Source organism: Priestia sp. P1_B12_1, from assembly GCF_056406695.1.
Genome location: NZ_JBFTZR010000001.1, coordinates 1024831 through 1042108, shown reverse-complemented (window position 1 = coordinate 1042108; position 17278 = coordinate 1024831). Strand labels below are relative to the sequence as shown.

The window sequence follows — 17278 nt, the reverse complement described above, 5'->3', positions numbered from 1 at the left end:
TTCGTTCCTTCTAGCAGTTGATTTCCTTGCAAGACTCCTGCGGAAAGCGAAGTCTTGCAAGGAAATCGACTCCCGTGTTACAAGCGGTTCAGCTCATGTATCCCATTTGTTCGCCTTTAGATTGGATTCATTTCGTTCCTCTTTTTTGAATGAAACTTCTGCCATCCGACTAAAATGATAGCAAGAAAACAAATGATGACTAAATCTATAAAAGCCCTCATAAAAATAGAAGTAGTAAGAGATTGAAAATCCGTACAAAAACCATCATCAAGAGAAACAGTCCATTCTGATTGAAACAAATTTGATAGGACAAGGTGGTAGAAGCTGTGATACAAGTGAAAATGTTTGATAAAGAGCATGAAAAAGATTTAGAATTTGCGGTGAATCGATTTTTACGGAAATTAGAGGATGAAGACGTCGTTGATATTAAATACCAGGTGACAGTGGATGTTGATCGTGATGAGCAGGTGTACTGTTTTTCAGCCATGGTTATGTATAAAGCCTAGCATATTATGCTAGGCTTGTTGCAAATTCTCCTGCATTACTCCCCGCCAAACGGCCTGTTACAAGAGCGGAAGTGATATTGTATCCTCCAGTGTATCCATGGATATCAAGAATTTCCCCGCAGAAGTAAAGGCCTTGCATAAATTTCGAAGACATTTCTTTTGGGTGAATTTCTTTAACAGATACGCCGCCTCCTGTGACGAATGCTTTTTCTAAAGAAAGCGTGCCGTTTACAGCAAATTCAAATCGTTTGCACAGTTTTGCAAATTCTCTCAGTTTCTCATGCTGAAGCTGTCCTGCTAGCGCCTGGCTATCAATGCCTGCCTGCTCGAGTAAAAACAATAGATAGCGTTCAGATACAAAACCTTTTAAGACATTTTTAATTGCTTTTTTCGGCTCTTCTTTTGTTGTTTTGACTAATTGCTGAAAAATATCTTCTTCGTTTTGGCTAGGAAATAAATCAAGAGACATTTGAACAGTGTTGCTTTTTTGTTTCTTTAACTCTTTAACAACATATTGGCTGCAGCGAAGAGCGGCAGGGCCAGAGATGCCAAAGTGAGTGAAAATCATATCCATTTGATGAGTAATGACAGGCTTGCCTTTTTTATTTAGCACGCTTAGTCCTACATTGCGAAGCGATAGACCTTGAAGCGTTTTGGTTTTAACAAAGTGTTCGCTAGATGTAATAGGAACTTCTGTTGGGTAAAGCTCAGTAATTTTATGCCCCGCATCTTTTGCCCATTGATAACCGTCTCCTGTCGAACCTGTATGAGGTACTGATTTTCCACCTACTGCAATCACAACGCTTTTCGTTTGGATTGCTTCCCCGTTTTGAAGCACAACTTCTTTCACGGTGTTGTTCTCATAGTTTACGCGTTTAACGGCTGTGTTTGTGCGAATCGTCACACGAAGACGGTGAAGTTCGCTAATTAATGCGTCAACAACAGATTGCGCTTTATTGCTGACCGGAAACATACGTCCGTGATCTTCTTCTTTTAATTTAATTCCAAGGCCTTCAAAATAAGAGATGATATCTTCGTTATTAAAAACAGAAAACGCACTGTATAAAAAGCGGCCGTTTCCTGGAATGTGTTTAATAAGTTCATCAATGGGAAGACGGTTTGTCACATTACAGCGTCCGCCTCCAGAAATGGCAAGCTTTCGTCCAAGTTTATTGCCTTTATCAATTAATAATACGTTTGCACCTGACTCACCAGCTGCAATCGATGCCATCAAACCAGAAGGTCCTCCTCCGATTACGACTACATCATATATCATACTTTCACCAACCTGTCTATTCTTAAAAAATTTTAGTTTGTTCACTGACAAATCTCTCAACATTGGATAAAATGGGCTATAGTCTTTGTTTTTTAGTTTGTTGACGAGTGCGAGTGAGTATAAGACCTTTCTTAGTGTATACTGTCACTTGCTTCTTTTCAATTCTATCATTATTATCAGTATGTAACATTAAGTATCGGAGGCAAACGTATGTCTGATTCAAAATTGTTAAGAGGGACCTTTGTGCTGACGCTTGGCACCTATGTATCCCGAATCTTGGGAATGATTTATTTATTTCCATTTGCGATCCTTGTTGGAACCGTAGGGGGGGCACTGTTTGGTTACGGATATAACCAATATGCTATTTATTTAAGTATTGCTACAGCCGGTATGCCAATGGCCGTATCGAAATTTGTATCAAAATATAATGCACTCGGTGATTACTATACGAGTAGAAGAATGTACCGGGCCGGCATGAAATTAATGCTTGTCACAGGAATACTTGCATTTTTACTTTTATATTCGTTAGCTCCTGTTATGTCTAGAATTACACTGGGAGGTTCTGATTTAAATAACTCCTTAGAAGATGTAGTAATGGTTATGCGAATGGTTAGTGTTGCGTTAATTGTAGTACCGATGATGAGTTTAATGCGAGGATTTTTCCAAGGTCACCAGTCTATGGGACCAACAGCTGTTTCACAAGTAGTTGAACAGCTTGTGCGGGTTGTCTTTTTATTGGCATCTACCTATATCGTCATCAAAGTTGTCCATGGAAGTCTTGCATTAGCCGTTGGATTTGCTACGATGGGGGCTTTTGTAGGAGCTCTTGCTGGACTGGCTGTATTAATTTGGTACTGGAAAAAACGAAAGCCTTATCTTGATAAAATGGTGAACGAGCAGACGGTAACGCCTACGCGTATTTCTACCGTATCCATTTTTAAAGAGCTGCTTACGTATTCATTGCCATATGTCTTTGTCAGCTTGGCTATTCCGCTTTATCAGTATGTGGACCAATTCACATTTAACCGTGCAATGGTAGCGGCTGGACAAAAAGAAATAGCAGAGTCAATGAACGGAATTGTTCAGTCTTATGTTCCAAAGCTTGTGATGATTCCCGTTTCATTAGCTACGGCGTTCGGTTTGACTCTTGTACCAACGATTACACGTTCCTTTGTGAATAAAGATTATAACGTACTGCAAAAGCAAATTGATCAAACATATCAAACGATTATGTTTCTTGTACTGCCAGCATCTGTAGGATTAATGGCTTTAGCTGGCCCAGCCTATACGTTTTTCTTTGGAACAGATGCATCGGATGCGGGTGGAAATGTCTTACTTTACTATGCACCGGTAGCTTTATTGTTCTCATTTTTTACGGTTAATGGAGCTATTTTACAAGGAATCAACAAACAAAAATATGCTGTTTTAAGTCTATTATTTGGATTGATTGTGAAAATTGTCGTGAACGTTCCATTTATTCTTATGTTCCACGAGATTGGTTCAGTTTTAGCGACAGCACTAGGCTATATCGTATCTCTTGTTTATATGTTTGCGCTTATTCAAAAACACGCAAAATATAACTACAGTGAGTTTATAAAACGATCTGTGCTTATTCTCATTTTTGTTGCGATTATGGGAATCAGCGTAAAAATTGTTGCAGCAGTGATTGGTCTGTTTACAACGCCAGGACGATTCTCTGCCACTGTTATTACGATTATAGGAGCAGCAGTAGGCGGCCTTATTTACTTTATTATTACCTATCGTTCAAGCCTGCTTGAAAAAGTAATGGGAGCGAGGGTAACAGGTGCAATTGAAAGAAAGATACTGCGCCGAAATAAACAGCGCAGTGCCTAAGAAGATGACTCGTTAGAGTCATCTTCTTTTCAAAAAAGAGGAGGATATTACATGCGTTTGGATAAATTGCTTTCTACCATTGGGTACGGAAGCCGAAAAGAAGTTAAAGGTCTTTTAAAGACTGGAGCTGTTAAGGTAGACGGTACAGCAGTTAAAGATGCTAAGGTCCACGTTAATCCAGATGAACAAGAAATAACTGTGCATGGCGAAGCCGTTTCTTACCGAGAATTTGTTTACTTTATGCTTCATAAGCCGCAAGGCGTCATATCAGCAACAGAAGATTCTCTTCATGAAACAGTTTTGGACTTGCTTGAACTTGACGATGCTGTGTATGACCCATTTCCGGTAGGGCGTTTAGATAAAGATACAGAAGGGCTCTTGCTGCTGACGAATGACGGTCAGCTTGCACACCAGCTTCTATCTCCTAAAAAGCACGTTCCTAAAACGTATTTTGCAAAAATTAATGCACCGGTGACTGAAGAAGATGCTGAAGCATTTAGACAAGGTGTCACTCTTGATGATGGATATGTAACAAAATCAGCAGAGTTAAAGATACTAACAAGCGGTGGGGAATCAGAAATTGAATTAACGATCGTTGAAGGGAAATTTCATCAAGTGAAGCGTATGTTTGAAGCAAGAGGAAAAAAAGTAACGTATTTAAAACGTTTATCTATGGGAGCTTTGCTATTAGACGAGTCGTTAGATTTAGGAGAGTATAGGGAGTTAACGGAAGAGGAACTAGCTTTATTGCAAAAATCAAATGCCTAAGAAGAGGCGAAAGAAAAAGGAACCTAAGTCTAAAATGGTTCCTTTTTTTGTCCACTTTGTCAGACAAGTGAAACATTTCACGTTAAAGCACTTAAACGAGTACCAACTCTGCTTGACGTGCAAATGGAGCGGGGGACTATGCACTCGTCCAAGTCTTGACTTTCTACTGCGTAGAATTTTATCTCTATATATAAATCACTTACTACCCTTGAAATAAACTTACTAGGATGACATCTTGACCTTCTTTTGCGTAGTCGTCCATGTACCGCGACTTGGGCTGCGAACTAAATCATTATATGCTAACACATTCAAGTCACGCTGAATGGTTCTTGGTGTAATACCAAATTCGTCTACGAGCTCTTGCGTTGTAACTGTTCCATTTTTACAAATGAACATATAGACCGATTTGATACGAGTTAGCATTCGATTAGTTGAAGGTTTCAAAAAACCACTTCCTTATTCGTTTTTCGTAAGGCACAACTTCTTTATAACTCTGAGATGTCAAGCACTATTTCAGTCCTTATCCTTATTGTACACAAAATCGACAGAAAAATAAAAGAGAAAACGCAAATTAACACAATATTTACAAAAAATGATATAAATATGTAATCCTTTCGTAACATCTCCTTCCTCTATTTGCACATTTTTTATAGTATATGTAAACAATAAACAAATAGAATCCGTTTTTATCGATTGTGCCTACAATTTATTTCCCGGAATTTTGACTCTGTAAACCTTTGATATGAAAGGAAAGAGACAATTATTTCTTTCTATATAAAGGTATGATAAAGTTAAATTTACCAATAGTAATGATAGATACAATCTGTAAAAGCAGGAAAAGGAGACAAACAGATGACGGCAATTAATTGGAAAGAGGAAGTTCAAAAAAGAGAAGCTGAAATTCTAGCTGAGACGCAGCGTTTTCTACAAATTAAAAGTGTTTTGACAAGCACAGAAAAACAAGAAGAGCCATTTGGACCTGGAATTGCTCAAGCGCTTGACTTTCTTTTAAATAAAGGAAAAAATGACGGGTTTTCCGTTAAGAACGTAGACGGATATGCAGGTCATATTGAAGCAGGAGAAGGGAAAGACCTTCTTGGCATTCTTTGTCACGTAGACGTTGTTCCTGAAGGAGACGGGTGGTCGGTTGATCCATACGGCGGTGAAATAAAAGACGGGAAAATTTTTGCTAGAGGAGCAATCGATGACAAAGGCCCGACGATGGCTGCTTATTATGCGATGAAAATTGTGAAAGATTTAGGGCTTCCTCTATCTAAACGGGTTCGAATGATCATTGGAACGGATGAAGAAAGTGACTGGAGATGTGTGGATCACTACTTCAACCATGAAGAGATGCCAACGATGGGATTTGCGCCGGATGCGGATTTTCCTATCATTTTTGCTGAAAAAGGCATTACAGACGTAGAAATTCGCCAGCAGCCAATTGAAGGAACAAAGGGAAGTGTTCAGCTTACATCATTTGTCTCTGGGCGACGCTACAATATGGTTCCTGATCTTGCAACAGCTGTTCTTGAATTCCATAGTGAAACGGATATTAAAAATAAATATGATCAATTTTTAAAAGATCAGTCTGTAAAAGGTTCAATAACAGAAAAGAGCGGTGTATACACACTTACTTTAGAAGGCGTTTCAGCACATGGCAGTGTGCCTGATAAAGGGAAAAATGCTGGACTTACGCTTCTTCGCTTTTTACACACATTAGAACTTGATGAACAAGCTAATCAGTTTGTAGGTTATGCAAATGCGTATTTAGTCCAAGATGCACTAGGAGAAAAAATGGGCTTAAATCGCAAAGATGAGGTCACGGGTGATTTAACAATAAATGTTGGAATCATGTCTTACAATCAAGAAGAAGCGGGGCACTTTGGTTTAAATATTCGCTATCCTGTATCAGCTCATATTGACGATATTATTGATACGATTAAAGAAAAAAGTGAATCTTATCAAATGACCATCAAACATTTTACAGATTCTAAGCCACATCACGTCGATCAAAAACATGAGCTTATTCAAACGCTTCAAAAGGTTTACCAAGAACAAACAAATGAAGAACCTACACTTATTTCAATTGGAGGAGGAACGTATGCCAGAGCATTAGAAGCGGGTGTGGCATTTGGACCTCTTTTCCCAGGCCGTGAAGAAGTAGCGCACGAAAAAGACGAGTACATGGTAATTGAAGATTTACTTCGTGCAACAGCTATTTATGCACAGGCTATTTACGAATTAGCTAAATAAAAAAAGCGAACGCCTTTGCGTTCGCTTTTTTATTATTCGAATGAGAACAGGTCGCTTGATAAATAACGTTCACCTGTATCGCAAGCAATACATACGACCACTTGGTCAGGAGATAATTTTTTGGCTACCTCGATAGCAGCATAGCACGCAGCGCCAGATGAAGGACCGACTAAAATTCCTTCTTCAGAAGCCAAGCGTCGCGTAATATCGTAGGCTTGTTCATCTTTAATTTTTAAAATTTCGTCGTAAACATCTACATTAAGCGTATCAGGAATAAATCCAGGGCTTGTTCCTACAAGCTTGTGCTTCCCAGGTCTTCCTCCAGATAAGACAGGAGACCCAGCTGGTTCCACAACATGAACGGTCATATTTGGATAGTTTGCTCTTAGGACTTCACCAGTTCCTGTAATCGTTCCGCCTGTTCCAGCAGTAGCCACAAAAGCAGATAGGTCTTTGCCTAACTCGTTCATTGCCTCGATAATTTCCTTAGCAGTCGTTTTCCGATGAGCATCAGGGTTTGCGTTATTTTCAAACTGCATGGGCATAAATGCATTTGGAATTTCTTTTGTAAGTTCTTCTGCTTTACGGATTGCTCCAGGCATTTTCTCATCACCCGGTGTTAGAACAACTTCAGCACCATATGCTTTTAACAAGTTAATTCGTTCTTGAGTCATGGTATCTGGCATGACTAAAATAGAACGATAACCTCTTGCCGCTGCATTCATAGCTAAGCCAATACCTGTATTTCCGCTCGTTGGTTCAATAATAGTAGAATTTTCATTGAGCAAGCCTGCTTTTTCAGCTTCCACGATCATATTAAAAGCAGCACGGTCTTTTACACTACGGCTTGGATTAAAAAACTCCAGTTTTAAGTAAACGGATGCTCCATCTGCAGGTTGAAGACGATTCAACTTAACAAGAGGTGTCTCGCCAATCAAATCAGCCATATTGTTAACAACTTTCATTTTTCTCATCCTTTTCTTATAAAAATTCTCTGTATTGTTTCTATGATAACACAAATTCTTATTTTTTAAGCACATGGCAAATTTTCAGAAAAACCTCTCTATTTCATCCGGAAAAACCTTTAAAATAGATCTAGCTCTTTTTGAACATAACCAATTGGGGAAAGATAATGAAAAGAAAAGGAGAGATTTGATGAAAGGTGATAAACACTATTTTATTGGAATCAATGTGCCTGTATCCATTGCACATCAGGCAGAAAATTGGGCAAAGGAATTAATACCTTTTCCTTTCAAACAATGGACATACCCTGACGATTATCATATAACGCTACATTTTTTAGGGTTTTTAGATGACAAAAAGGAAAAGCTGATTACCTGCTTAAAAGAAGTAGCCTCCCGTCATTCAAGTTTTTCACTGCAGACAGGTCAGTACGATGTGTTCGGTGCTTATAACAAGCCTAGAGTGCTTTATGTAAGCCTTAGGCCAAGTGATAAGCTTATGAATCTGCAAAGGGATATACAGGCCGTATGGGGAGATCTAAGCGGCTTATACGAAAAACGTCCTTATCGTCCTCATATTACGATTGCAAAGAAGTGGGGAGGGGAAGCGGGACTATTGGAAGAACAGTTAAAGCAAACGTCGATTGAAGAAGAGTTTCAAGTAAGTTCTTTTGCCCTTTTTGAAGTTCATCCTGCTAGCAAACCTAAATATAAAAAAATACTATCTTTTTCCTTGCAGTCACAGTAGCATATGAACATACAAGCATGGAGAGAGGTTATTTAAAAATCACTCTTATCAAAGGAAAGAAAACGCCGATGATAATAGAGAAATCATCGGCGAACAAAGTTTTAGAGGAATTTTAATTAGGGGATTGATGTAAACGTGGCGCAGCTACTTAAGGTGCAAGATTATATTTCCCGTTATGAAAAAGACGTTTATCACTACACGTCTCAGTTTAATCACTTAAAAAAGCATAATTGGAAGAAAGCAAAGCAATTATTTGAAGAAGGGCTATTACATGAGCCGCCTGTACAAGAAGAAACGAAAGCTCAACGTTCATTTTTGCAAAAAGCAAAAGAGCGGTTTACAAGAAAAAAAGAAACGTGTGAAGTGGAAGAATCATTCCCTAGCGATAGCGTGGAAAATCAAGAGCTATTGAGGTTTACAACTCTTCCACAAACAGCGGAAGACTTGAAAATATTGTTTTTAGAAAATGTATTTGATCTTCAAATGAAATGGGCTACATCCACTTTATTTGAGTTCTCACAAGCAGATCGTAAATATTACCATGATGAAGCTCTCCGTTATTTTATTCAGCGCTTTCCTGATACGTGTCTCGTGATGTACAAGCCTGTTTTCCTGATTAATAAAGCTCCGGTAGAAGGAGATATCATTATTGTTACTCCAACAGAAACCCTCTGTATTTGTTTAATAGAAACATATAAAAGTGCTGTTTTTCAGTATTCAAAAGAAAATTTTTGGACAGAGTTAAGAGGAAGAGATCAAAAAAAGATATTAAATCCTTTAATTGGGTTAAATCGAACGGAGCAAATTGTCCGAAGCATCTATCGTACTCACGATATTGAACATAACGTAAAGAAAATATTACTGAGCAGAAATGGATACATTGATTACGCTGCGGAGCCTTATCAGGTTGAATTTGTAGATGCTAGAAAGTATGAAGAATGGTTTTATGAACTTAGGAAATCTAAAGCACCTTTAAAGTTTAAGCAGATGAAAGCAGCTCAAGTATTGCTCGAACACAGCCAGAGTATTTATTTTGACCGGGAATTCGAAGCAGGTGAATAATACGAACATTCACGCTATGAAAGTGCTTTCGTTTTTGCGTTTGCTACATATAATGCTACTAAAGAGGTAATTGGCATAAGGAGGAGAAAAGGATGACTGGTGATAATAAGTTTCAGGCTTATTTAGATCAAATAGATCGTATTACTCTTTTAGTTCCAACTTCTTATCATGAAGGTCAAATTGATTTTTTTGTGATTAAAAGTACACAAATACATGAGACCATCTCTATTGAAAACGTACATGAATTAGAAGGTTTTATCAAATATGAAGGCAAGGTTGAAGGTAGCATAGAAATTGGACAGTCGTACATTATCTGTGATAATTACGGGGAGAAAGTTCCGCTGCAGGTAGGGGCTGTTATACGAACCAAAGAGTTTGATGAGAGATTTTATTATAATCAAAATGATTTGGGTGCAGCATTTTATTCAGATCATATTATGATAAAAATTTGGGCCCCGACTGCATCAGCAGTGGTTTTAAAATTAATACATGCGAACAGCCGGAAAGAAGAACTGTACGTTATGGCTCGTCAAAGAAAAGGCGTATGGGAAAAGGAACTTCCTTTGGATAAAGAAGGGTATTATTATCGATTTTTAATAGATGTAAACGGCCGAACAAATGAAGCAGTGGACCCTTATGCCGTTGCAGCTACAGCAAATAGTGAATACGGAGTTCTGATAAATCTTCATACAGCCTATGTTCATCTCCATGAAAAGCCGCCTTTCCTTCAGCCAACGGATGCCGTTATTTACGAAATGCACGTTCGAGACTTTTCAATTCATCCTTCAAGCGTGATAGAAAACAAGGGTACGTACCAAGCTATTACTGAATCAAGCGGGCAGCCAGGCAAAACAACAGGTCTTCATTATTTAAAAGAGCTAGGAGTGACCCACCTTGAATTTCTTCCTATTAACGACTTTGGCGGAGTAGATGAATTAAATCCTCATGCTTCTTATAATTGGGGGTATAATCCATTGTTGTTTAATGTACCAGAAGGAAGCTACTCCGCTGACCCTTCAAATCCCGCCACTCGTATTGCTGAAGTGAAACAATTAATATCAACACTTCATCAACAGGGATTCCGTGTTATTATAGATGTAGTTTATAATCACGTATTTGTACGAGAAGAATCACCTTTTGAAAAAATTGTTCCGGGCTATTATTTTCGACATGATGAGTTTGGGATGCCTTCGAACGGGACGGGAGTAGGAAATGATTTTGCTTCTGAACGGAAAATGGCGCAAAAGTTTATTATCGATTCAGTATTATTTTGGATAAAAGAGTACGACGTTGATGGGTTTCGCTTTGACCTCATGGGGATTTTAGATATAGAAACGATGAACATCATTCGTGAAAAAATAAATGAAATTGATTCTACTATTTTGGTGTTTGGCGAAGGCTGGGATTTAAATACTCCTCTCCCCTACAATCAAAAAGCAATTATGGCGAATGCCCGCCAAACGCCTCAAATCGGCTATTTTAATGATCGCTTTCGAGATTCTGTAAAAGGAAGCACGTTTGATGTGTATGAAAAAGGTTTTATTAGCGGAAATATTCATCAAAAAGAGACCGTGCAATCCGTGATAGCGGGGAGCATTCTGGATAAAGAAGACAGCCGGGCTTTATTTATAAATCCAGCACAATCAGTTAATTACGTTGAATCACATGATAATCATACGCTGTGGGATAAGTTAATGAATTCAAACGGAGACGAAGACGAAGACACTCGTAGAAGTCGTCACCGCCTTGCTACTGCTATTGTACTTCTTTCACAAGGCATACCGTTTCTTCATAGTGGTCAAGAGTTTTACCGCACTAAACAAGGCGTAGAGAACAGCTATAATTCACCTGATGATATTAATGCACTTGATTGGAATCGACGGATCAAATTTTCTCCTGATGTGAATTGGGTTCAAGAACTGATTCGTATTCGCAAACAGCACGGTGCATTTCGCTTGGGAGATGCTTCAGCGATTAGGCAGCATGTCTCTTTCCTAAACACGCCGCAGTCCGTTATTGGCTATTGCTTATCAAACGTATTGGCTTACGGTCCGTGGAAGAATATTATCGTGTTTTTTAATCAAGGCCTAATGGAAGAAAAAGTAGTTTTGCCAGAAGGACCATGGAAAATAGCACTTGATCATTGTAAAGTATATAAAAATGGGTATCCTACTATAGAGAATAATGCTATAAACGTTTCAAAACTTAGCGTTCTTATTTTATTTCAAACGTAATTATTGTCTTCAACCACTTGACGAAAAAAGTGTGATGGAGATAATATTTATAAAGGATGGCTATTGATACATATCCTCAATAGCCGTCTTTTTTATTTACTAAGAAAATAACGTCATGATGTCTTAATAGATTGCTTTATTGAGTGAAATTTTTAAACGAAATGTGTGTGTTGAAATTGAAGGTGAATTGGTTGGAAGATATATTAGGAAGCGAATGGGAAATTACTCCTGCTGGCGGAGCGACAGGAGAAGCTTATTTTGCAAAATTTCAAGACCGAAAGCTTTTTTTAAAGCGTAATTCATCACCTTTTTTAGCAGTATTGTCAGCTGAAGGAATTGTACCGAAGCTCGTGTGGACAAGACGAATGGAAAATGGAGATGTGATCACAGCTCAGCACTGGCTAGATGGTCGAGAATTAAAACCAAAAGATATGAATTCGAGTCGAGTGACAGAATTGCTTAGTAAAATTCATCATTCAAACGAGTTATTAGATATGTTGAAAAGGTTGGGGAAAACACCGCTTCTTCCCGAAGACGTGCTAGCCGATATTGTAGAGAATGTGGACGAGCGACTTCAAAAAGAAAGTATTGTAGAGCAGGGAATCAGTTATTTACAAGCAGAGCTTCCGTCCGTTCAGACAGATAAATATGTTGTGTGTCACTGTGATGTGAACCACAATAACTGGATGCTTGGAGAGAATACGCAGCTATATTTAATCGACTGGGACGGAGCGATGATTGCAGATCCTGCTATTGATTTAGGTTTACTGCTTTATTGGTACATCAATCCATCTCAGTGGGAAGAATGGCTTGAGCATTATGGGGTTGAACTAACCGAGAACTTGAAAAAGAGAATGAAGTGGTATGTGATAAGTCAAACCATTTTATTCATTGAATGGCATCGTTCGAAAAATGAACATTCTGAAATGAATTACTGGCTTGAATATCTTCGGATGTTGCTCGTCAACGACATTCAAGCACAGTAGCAAAGATTATGACAAGGTAGATAGTTCTTGGACCCATTGTGATAAATTTTGTTGATTGGTTTGAATATGTTCGTCTAAATGAGCAGCACTTTTTGCATCTTGCGTGTATTTATACACGTTTTGTAGTGTTGCTTGTACGTCTGTGCTAGCGTATCCTTTTGCTAACATTGATTGAATTAAACGTTCAACCTGTTCACATTCCGCAACCGTTCCGCAGCAATCACTTTGATGATTAGATAAAATATCTTTTAATATATTCATTTGGTGTTCGGCATTTAAAGGCATTAAGCATCATCCTTTCTCGTATGATGCTCTTATTTTTTTCTATCTAAACACAATTATGCATGAGAATGTCGGTTGTTTCGAATAACCGACATTTTCAATGCGTCAAAATACATTAAAGAGGTGCAACATGAGATTACGAAACAAACCTTGGGCAAAAGATAAAATTGCTGAAAATCCCCAATACGTGGTCCCAAACCCAGCAGAGCATAAAGGGAACTGGAAAGAGGTTTTTGGAAACGGAAATCCTCTTCATATTGAAGTAGGAACAGGAAAAGGCCAATTTTTAGTAGGGATGGCTAAACAAAATCCGCATATCAACTATATTGGAATTGAAATGTATGAAAGTGTCATCTTAAGTGCTCTAGAACGATTGATTGAAGAAGAGCTTCCAAATTTAAAACTGTTGAATGTAGATGCTAACCATCTTAGTGAGTTTTTTGCAAAAAATGACGTGGATCGCGTTTATCTCAATTTCTCTGATCCATGGCCAAAAAAGAGACATGCCAAACGCCGTTTAACATACAAAACGTTCTTAAACATGTATGAAAACCTGCTGGTTGATGGTGGAGAAATTCACTTTAAAACAGATAATCAAGGGCTATTTGAATATTCATTGACAAGCTTTTCAGAATATGGGCTTCTTCTCAAATATATTAGCTTAGATTTGCATAAAAGCGATTTTGAAGGCAATGTTATGACGGAATATGAAGAGAAATTTTCACAAAAAGGCAGCCGCATTTACCGCTGTGAAGTAAAATACCTGAACGAAAAAGACTGAGTTCCTCAGTCTTTTTTTGTTCAAAAAGAGAAAGAGATAGTGATAAAATAAAAAGGAATATAATGGAGGTGTAAAATGGAAACGTTAACAATAGGCGAATTAAAAGTGACATGGCTTCGTGGAGGGAATAATCATTTAGACGGAGGAGCAATGTTTGGTGTTGTTCCAAAAGAGCTTTGGACAAAAAAGTATCCTATCTCAGAAGGAAATCGAATCCCAATGAGGACTGATCCTTTGCTCGTTCAAACTGAAAAACACCTCATGTTAATCGATGCAGGCATAGGGAATGGTATGTTGGATGAGAAAAAAAAGCGTCATTTTGGTGTAACAGAAGAATCATTTATTGCTGAAGATTTACAAAAGTTAGGGTTCACGTGCGAAGATATTACTCATGTCATTATGACGCATCTTCACTTTGATCATGTGTCAGGCTTAACAAAATGCAGCAACGGACATTTTTCCTCTGCTTTTCCAAATGCAAGAATTTTTGTTAGTGAAATCGAGTGGAATGAAATGAGAAATCCTAATATACGTTCTAAAAATACGTATTGGAAACAAAATTGGGAATTTATTCAGCATCAAGTAATCACATTTAGCGACAAAGATGAAATTGTGCCTGGAGTAACGATTCATCATACCGGCGGTCACAGCGATGGTCATGCTGTAGTTGTATTAAAAGGAAACAATGACATCTTAGTGCATATGGGCGATCTTTTGCCAACACATGCACATCAAAATGTCTTATGGGTAATGGCCTATGATGATTATCCAATGACTTCGATTGAACAAAAGCAGCAGTGGCTAGCTTATGCCTATGAGAATCAAGCTTGGCTAAGTTTTTATCATGATGCTTTTTATCGAGCTGTAAAATGGGATAATAAAGGAGAAATAGTTGACGAAATTAAACGGATGGATTCAGCGTCAATTCAATAATAGAACCGCTTTTTTTATCAATGAAAAACTCGTAATGTTCCTGTTTTGCATCACGTGTTCTGATAATTCCACCCGTATAACCATAAAAAGAGAGACCATGTTTTTGAATGACTTTAGTCGTTGTTTCAATCCATGAGCCGTCAATTGCCCCATTTTGTTTAAAAGCGCTTTTAACAATCGTAAGGGCTTCCGATGAGGAAATTGACGACTTTCTTTTTTGAATAATATAAGCGCTTGCAAATCCGACTGCAGCTCCTGCTATTAGTTGAGTCCATTTCACGTTATTCACCTGCTTTTTAAGGATATGTTTTCATCATTATATCAAATTGTCGAATGCTTTGTTAAGTTGAGTCATAGAAGAGAAGGACTTAACTAGCAACTATTTCCGGTTTTCGATACAATAAAGAAAATGATACATAAAGGAGAGTATATATGAACAATGAAACGCTATCTCTATTTAAAACATTAACGGAGTTACCAGGTGCCGCTGGAAACGAACATCAAGTACGTTCATTTATGCGCTCGCAAATTGAACCCCTTGTAGATGAAGTCATTCAAGATGGGTTAGGAAGTTTATTTGGCGTTCGCTATAATGAAGAAAAAGGTCCTAAAGTAATGGTAGCAGGACATATGGACGAAGTAGGACTTATGGTTACGTCTGTAACAGATAAAGGAATGCTTCGTTTTCAAACTTTAGGAGGATGGTGGAGTCAAGTACTGCTAGCTCAACGCGTCCATGTTGTTACAAAAAAAGGTCCTATCACCGGCGTAATTGCTTCTATTCCTCCCCATTTATTAGACGAATCACAGCGCAACAAGCCAATGGCTATTAAAAATATGATGATTGATGTGGGCGCAGATAGCAAGCAGGAAGTAGCAGAAATGGGCATTCGTCCTGGCGATCAAATTGTACCGATTTGTCCGTTTACGCCAATGGCAAATGAAAAGAAAATACTGGCGAAAGCATGGGATAATCGCTATGGGTGCGGACTTGCGATTGAATTATTAAAAGAAGTAAAAAATGAAAAATTGCCAAATATTTTATATTCTGGAGCTACTGTTCAAGAAGAAGTAGGACTTCGCGGTGCTCAATCAGCTGCGAATATGATTAAACCGGATTTGTTTTATGCACTAGATGCTAGTCCTGCTAACGATACATCAGGCGATAAAAATGCATTTGGACAATTAGGAAAAGGCGTATTACTTCGTATCTTTGACCGTACGATGGTCACACATAGGGGAATGAGAGAATTTATTTTAGATACAGCTGAGACAAACAGCATCCCTTATCAATACTTTGTTTCTCCGGGAGGTACGGATGCAGGGCGCGTTCATACTTCTAATAATGGAGTTCCTTCTGCGGTCATCGGCGTATGTTCACGTTATATTCATACTCATGCGTCTATGATTCATGTAGATGACTATGCAGCCGCAAAAGAATTACTGATCAAACTTGTACGTTCTACAGACCAAACAACGCTCGATACGATTAAGCAAAACGGATAAAAAAGAACAAAGCAGCTGCTTTTGCGGTTGCTTTGTTTCATAATGACAGGAGAAAAAAATGAAAATTGCGATCGGAACGAAAAATCCAACGAAAGTAAATGCAGTAAAAAAAGTATTTGGAGATACTTTTACATATGTAGAGGTAGCCGTGCAGTCCGGCGTGTCGCCACAGCCTTTTTCTGATGAAGAAACCATTCAAGGAGCGATTAACCGCGCGCGTGCTGCTGTCAAAGAGACAGGTGCTGATATTGGCATTGGGCTTGAAGGAGGGGTGCAGGAAATGCCTCATGGCTTATTCCTTTGCAATTGGGGAAGTCTTGTTACCTCTAAGGACCTTGAACCGATTTTAGGTGGAGGGGCTCGTATTCGGCTTCCTGAAGCGGTAGCCGGTATACTTCGTCATGATAAAAAAGAATTAGCCGAAGCTATGGAAGTGTATACAAACCAAAAGAATATTCGAAAAAAAGAAGGAGCAATCGGTATTTTCACCAACGGAAATTTAGATCGGACCGCTATGTTTTATCAGGTTGTTTTAATGCTAAAAGGACAGCTGGATTTTAGGACAAATCAAGCTGTTCAATAGGAATTTTCTTTGTAACCCTTTATAATAGAAAAGCATCAGTGTATGATAGTTGCAACAACTCATATACTATGTTTTGATGTAGAAGGATTAAATAATGTATAGGGCTTTAGCCGTTTAAATACGAAAGTAAAAGAAAAAGTGGAGGAAAGAAAAATGGAAAAAATGCAAACAATTGAACAATACAAAGAAATCATTAAAGAAGGAAAACATATCATGATGTTTTCAGCAGACTGGTGCCCGGATTGCCGAGTAATCGAGCCAGTGCTTCCAGAAATTGAGGCCAATCATAGCGAGTATACATTTCACTATGTCGACCGCGACGACTTTATCGACCTTTGTGCAGAATTAAGCATCTTTGGAATTCCAAGCTTTGTTGGTTACAGCAACGGAGAAGAAACAGGGCGTTTTGTCAGCAAAGACCGTAAAACAAAAGAAGAAATTGAAGAGTTTATTAACGGCTTAAATGCATAAATCAAGTGAAGACTGATAGCGATCTACAGCTATCAGTCTTCATACATAAAAATGAGAAAAGGAGGCGTAA

General features: G+C 38.3%; 18 protein-coding genes. 13 read left to right on the top strand and 5 right to left on the bottom strand.

Annotation, left to right across the window (positions count from 1 at the left end):
- The first annotated feature begins 326 nt into the window (after nucleotides 1–326).
- The gene (locus tag AC1D0Y_RS05385; RefSeq protein WP_013059521.1) at nucleotides 327–506 is read left to right on the top strand and encodes a sporulation protein Cse60; all 180 of its coding nucleotides are present in this window, start codon (nucleotides 327–329) and stop codon (nucleotides 504–506) included.
- Between the two features lie 4 nt (nucleotides 507–510).
- On the opposite strand, the gene AC1D0Y_RS05380 is transcribed toward AC1D0Y_RS05385, so the two are convergent.
- The gene (locus tag AC1D0Y_RS05380; RefSeq protein WP_098249352.1) at nucleotides 511–1782 is read right to left on the bottom strand and encodes a BaiN/RdsA family NAD(P)/FAD-dependent oxidoreductase; all 1272 of its coding nucleotides are present in this window, start codon (nucleotides 1780–1782) and stop codon (nucleotides 511–513) included.
- Nucleotides 1783–1992: 210 nt separating this feature from the next.
- Here AC1D0Y_RS05380 and AC1D0Y_RS05375 point away from each other — a divergent pair, with 210 nt between their 5' ends.
- Together AC1D0Y_RS05375 and AC1D0Y_RS05370 are read left to right on the top strand one after the other, a co-directional pair.
- Complete coding sequence (locus AC1D0Y_RS05375; protein ID WP_013085248.1) at nucleotides 1993–3636, top strand: putative polysaccharide biosynthesis protein; 1644 nt, start codon at nucleotides 1993–1995, stop codon at nucleotides 3634–3636.
- Nucleotides 3637–3687: 51 nt separating this feature from the next.
- Nucleotides 3688–4404 (top strand): pseudouridine synthase, encoded by a 717-nt coding sequence (locus AC1D0Y_RS05370; RefSeq protein ID WP_334038346.1) that lies wholly within the window; start codon nucleotides 3688–3690, stop codon nucleotides 4402–4404.
- Nucleotides 4405–4626: 222 nt separating this feature from the next.
- Here the strand turns inward: AC1D0Y_RS05370 and AC1D0Y_RS05365 are convergent, their stop codons facing one another.
- A complete protein-coding gene (locus tag AC1D0Y_RS05365; RefSeq protein WP_013059517.1) occupies nucleotides 4627–4848 on the bottom strand; it encodes a DeoR family transcriptional regulator in 222 nt (73 codons plus the stop codon).
- 408 nt (nucleotides 4849–5256) lie between these two features.
- Between AC1D0Y_RS05365 and pepV the strand changes: the two genes are divergently transcribed.
- Nucleotides 5257–6660, top strand: coding sequence for a dipeptidase PepV (gene pepV, locus AC1D0Y_RS05360; protein WP_060747098.1), 1404 nt, complete (start codon nucleotides 5257–5259; stop codon nucleotides 6658–6660).
- Nucleotides 6661–6692: 32 nt separating this feature from the next.
- Here the strand turns inward: pepV and cysK are convergent, their stop codons facing one another.
- Nucleotides 6693–7625 carry a cysteine synthase A gene (gene cysK / locus AC1D0Y_RS05355; RefSeq protein WP_334038342.1) on the bottom strand — a complete coding sequence of 311 codons (933 nt, stop codon included), beginning with the start codon at nucleotides 7623–7625 and terminating at the stop codon, nucleotides 6693–6695.
- 190 nt (nucleotides 7626–7815) lie between these two features.
- Here cysK and thpR point away from each other — a divergent pair, with 190 nt between their 5' ends.
- The 4 genes from thpR to AC1D0Y_RS05335 all read left to right on the top strand — a co-directional run bounded on the left by thpR (nucleotide 7816) and on the right by AC1D0Y_RS05335 (nucleotide 12652).
- A complete protein-coding gene (thpR, locus tag AC1D0Y_RS05350; RefSeq protein ID WP_098965582.1) occupies nucleotides 7816–8370 on the top strand; it encodes an RNA 2',3'-cyclic phosphodiesterase in 555 nt (184 codons plus the stop codon).
- A gap of 135 nt (nucleotides 8371–8505) precedes the next feature.
- Nucleotides 8506–9432: a hypothetical protein gene (locus tag AC1D0Y_RS05345; protein WP_098249349.1), complete on the top strand. Its 927-nt coding sequence runs from the start codon at nucleotides 8506–8508 to the stop codon at nucleotides 9430–9432.
- A 92-nt stretch (nucleotides 9433–9524) separates the two neighbouring features.
- Nucleotides 9525–11666: a type I pullulanase gene (gene pulA / locus AC1D0Y_RS05340; RefSeq protein ID WP_334038338.1), complete on the top strand. Its 2142-nt coding sequence runs from the start codon at nucleotides 9525–9527 to the stop codon at nucleotides 11664–11666.
- A gap of 191 nt (nucleotides 11667–11857) precedes the next feature.
- Nucleotides 11858–12652, top strand: a complete 795-nt coding sequence (locus AC1D0Y_RS05335) for a phosphotransferase family protein (protein WP_028410490.1) — start codon at nucleotides 11858–11860, stop codon at nucleotides 12650–12652.
- 6 nt (nucleotides 12653–12658) lie between these two features.
- Here the strand turns inward: AC1D0Y_RS05335 and AC1D0Y_RS05330 are convergent, their stop codons facing one another.
- On the bottom strand, nucleotides 12659–12937 hold the full coding sequence (locus AC1D0Y_RS05330) for a YtzH-like family protein (RefSeq protein WP_013059510.1): 279 nt from the start codon (nucleotides 12935–12937) through the stop codon (nucleotides 12659–12661).
- 127 nt (nucleotides 12938–13064) lie between these two features.
- On the opposite strand from AC1D0Y_RS05330, the gene trmB reads away from it, so the two are divergent.
- Both trmB and AC1D0Y_RS05320 read left to right on the top strand, forming a co-directional pair.
- Nucleotides 13065–13715, top strand: a complete 651-nt coding sequence (trmB, locus tag AC1D0Y_RS05325; RefSeq protein WP_098331530.1) for a tRNA (guanosine(46)-N7)-methyltransferase TrmB — start codon at nucleotides 13065–13067, stop codon at nucleotides 13713–13715.
- Nucleotides 13716–13790: 75 nt separating this feature from the next.
- A complete protein-coding gene (locus AC1D0Y_RS05320; RefSeq protein WP_028410491.1) occupies nucleotides 13791–14648 on the top strand; it encodes a YtnP family quorum-quenching lactonase in 858 nt (285 codons plus the stop codon).
- On the opposite strand, the gene AC1D0Y_RS05315 is transcribed toward AC1D0Y_RS05320, so the two are convergent.
- Nucleotides 14617–14928 carry a PepSY domain-containing protein gene (locus AC1D0Y_RS05315; protein ID WP_028410492.1) on the bottom strand — a complete coding sequence of 104 codons (312 nt, stop codon included), beginning with the start codon at nucleotides 14926–14928 and terminating at the stop codon, nucleotides 14617–14619. The genes AC1D0Y_RS05320 and AC1D0Y_RS05315 overlap by 32 nt on opposite strands.
- A gap of 152 nt (nucleotides 14929–15080) precedes the next feature.
- Here AC1D0Y_RS05315 and AC1D0Y_RS05310 point away from each other — a divergent pair, with 152 nt between their 5' ends.
- From AC1D0Y_RS05310 to AC1D0Y_RS05300, 3 genes are all read left to right on the top strand, one after another.
- A complete protein-coding gene (locus AC1D0Y_RS05310; RefSeq protein WP_477707363.1) occupies nucleotides 15081–16154 on the top strand; it encodes a M42 family metallopeptidase in 1074 nt (357 codons plus the stop codon).
- Between the two features lie 58 nt (nucleotides 16155–16212).
- Nucleotides 16213–16737, top strand: a complete 525-nt coding sequence (locus AC1D0Y_RS05305) for a DUF84 family protein (protein WP_334038332.1) — start codon at nucleotides 16213–16215, stop codon at nucleotides 16735–16737.
- 153 nt (nucleotides 16738–16890) lie between these two features.
- Nucleotides 16891–17208, top strand: a complete 318-nt coding sequence (locus AC1D0Y_RS05300; RefSeq protein WP_013059504.1) for a thioredoxin family protein — start codon at nucleotides 16891–16893, stop codon at nucleotides 17206–17208.
- Nucleotides 17209–17278: the final 70 nt, after the last annotated feature.

What these genes read in the sequence shown, in the direction of transcription:
- AC1D0Y_RS05380 (WP_098249352.1), bottom strand. Translation starts at nt 1,782, where the DNA reads ATGATATATGATGTAGTCGTAATCGGAGGAGGACCTTCTGGTTTGATG.
- AC1D0Y_RS05375 (WP_013085248.1), top strand. Translation starts at nt 1,993, where the DNA reads ATGTCTGATTCAAAATTGTTAAGAGGGACCTTTGTGCTGACGCTTGGC.
- AC1D0Y_RS05370 (WP_334038346.1), top strand. Translation starts at nt 3,688, where the DNA reads ATGCGTTTGGATAAATTGCTTTCTACCATTGGGTACGGAAGCCGAAAA.
- pepV (WP_060747098.1), top strand. Translation starts at nt 5,257, where the DNA reads ATGACGGCAATTAATTGGAAAGAGGAAGTTCAAAAAAGAGAAGCTGAA.
- cysK (WP_334038342.1), bottom strand. Translation starts at nt 7,625, where the DNA reads ATGAAAGTTGTTAACAATATGGCTGATTTGATTGGCGAGACACCTCTT.
- thpR (WP_098965582.1), top strand. Translation starts at nt 7,816, where the DNA reads ATGAAAGGTGATAAACACTATTTTATTGGAATCAATGTGCCTGTATCC.
- pulA (WP_334038338.1), top strand. Translation starts at nt 9,525, where the DNA reads ATGACTGGTGATAATAAGTTTCAGGCTTATTTAGATCAAATAGATCGT.
- AC1D0Y_RS05330 (WP_013059510.1), bottom strand. Translation starts at nt 12,937, where the DNA reads ATGCCTTTAAATGCCGAACACCAAATGAATATATTAAAAGATATTTTA.
- trmB (WP_098331530.1), top strand. Translation starts at nt 13,065, where the DNA reads ATGAGATTACGAAACAAACCTTGGGCAAAAGATAAAATTGCTGAAAAT.
- AC1D0Y_RS05320 (WP_028410491.1), top strand. Translation starts at nt 13,791, where the DNA reads ATGGAAACGTTAACAATAGGCGAATTAAAAGTGACATGGCTTCGTGGA.
- AC1D0Y_RS05310 (WP_477707363.1), top strand. Translation starts at nt 15,081, where the DNA reads ATGAACAATGAAACGCTATCTCTATTTAAAACATTAACGGAGTTACCA.
- AC1D0Y_RS05305 (WP_334038332.1), top strand. Translation starts at nt 16,213, where the DNA reads ATGAAAATTGCGATCGGAACGAAAAATCCAACGAAAGTAAATGCAGTA.
- AC1D0Y_RS05300 (WP_013059504.1), top strand. Translation starts at nt 16,891, where the DNA reads ATGGAAAAAATGCAAACAATTGAACAATACAAAGAAATCATTAAAGAA.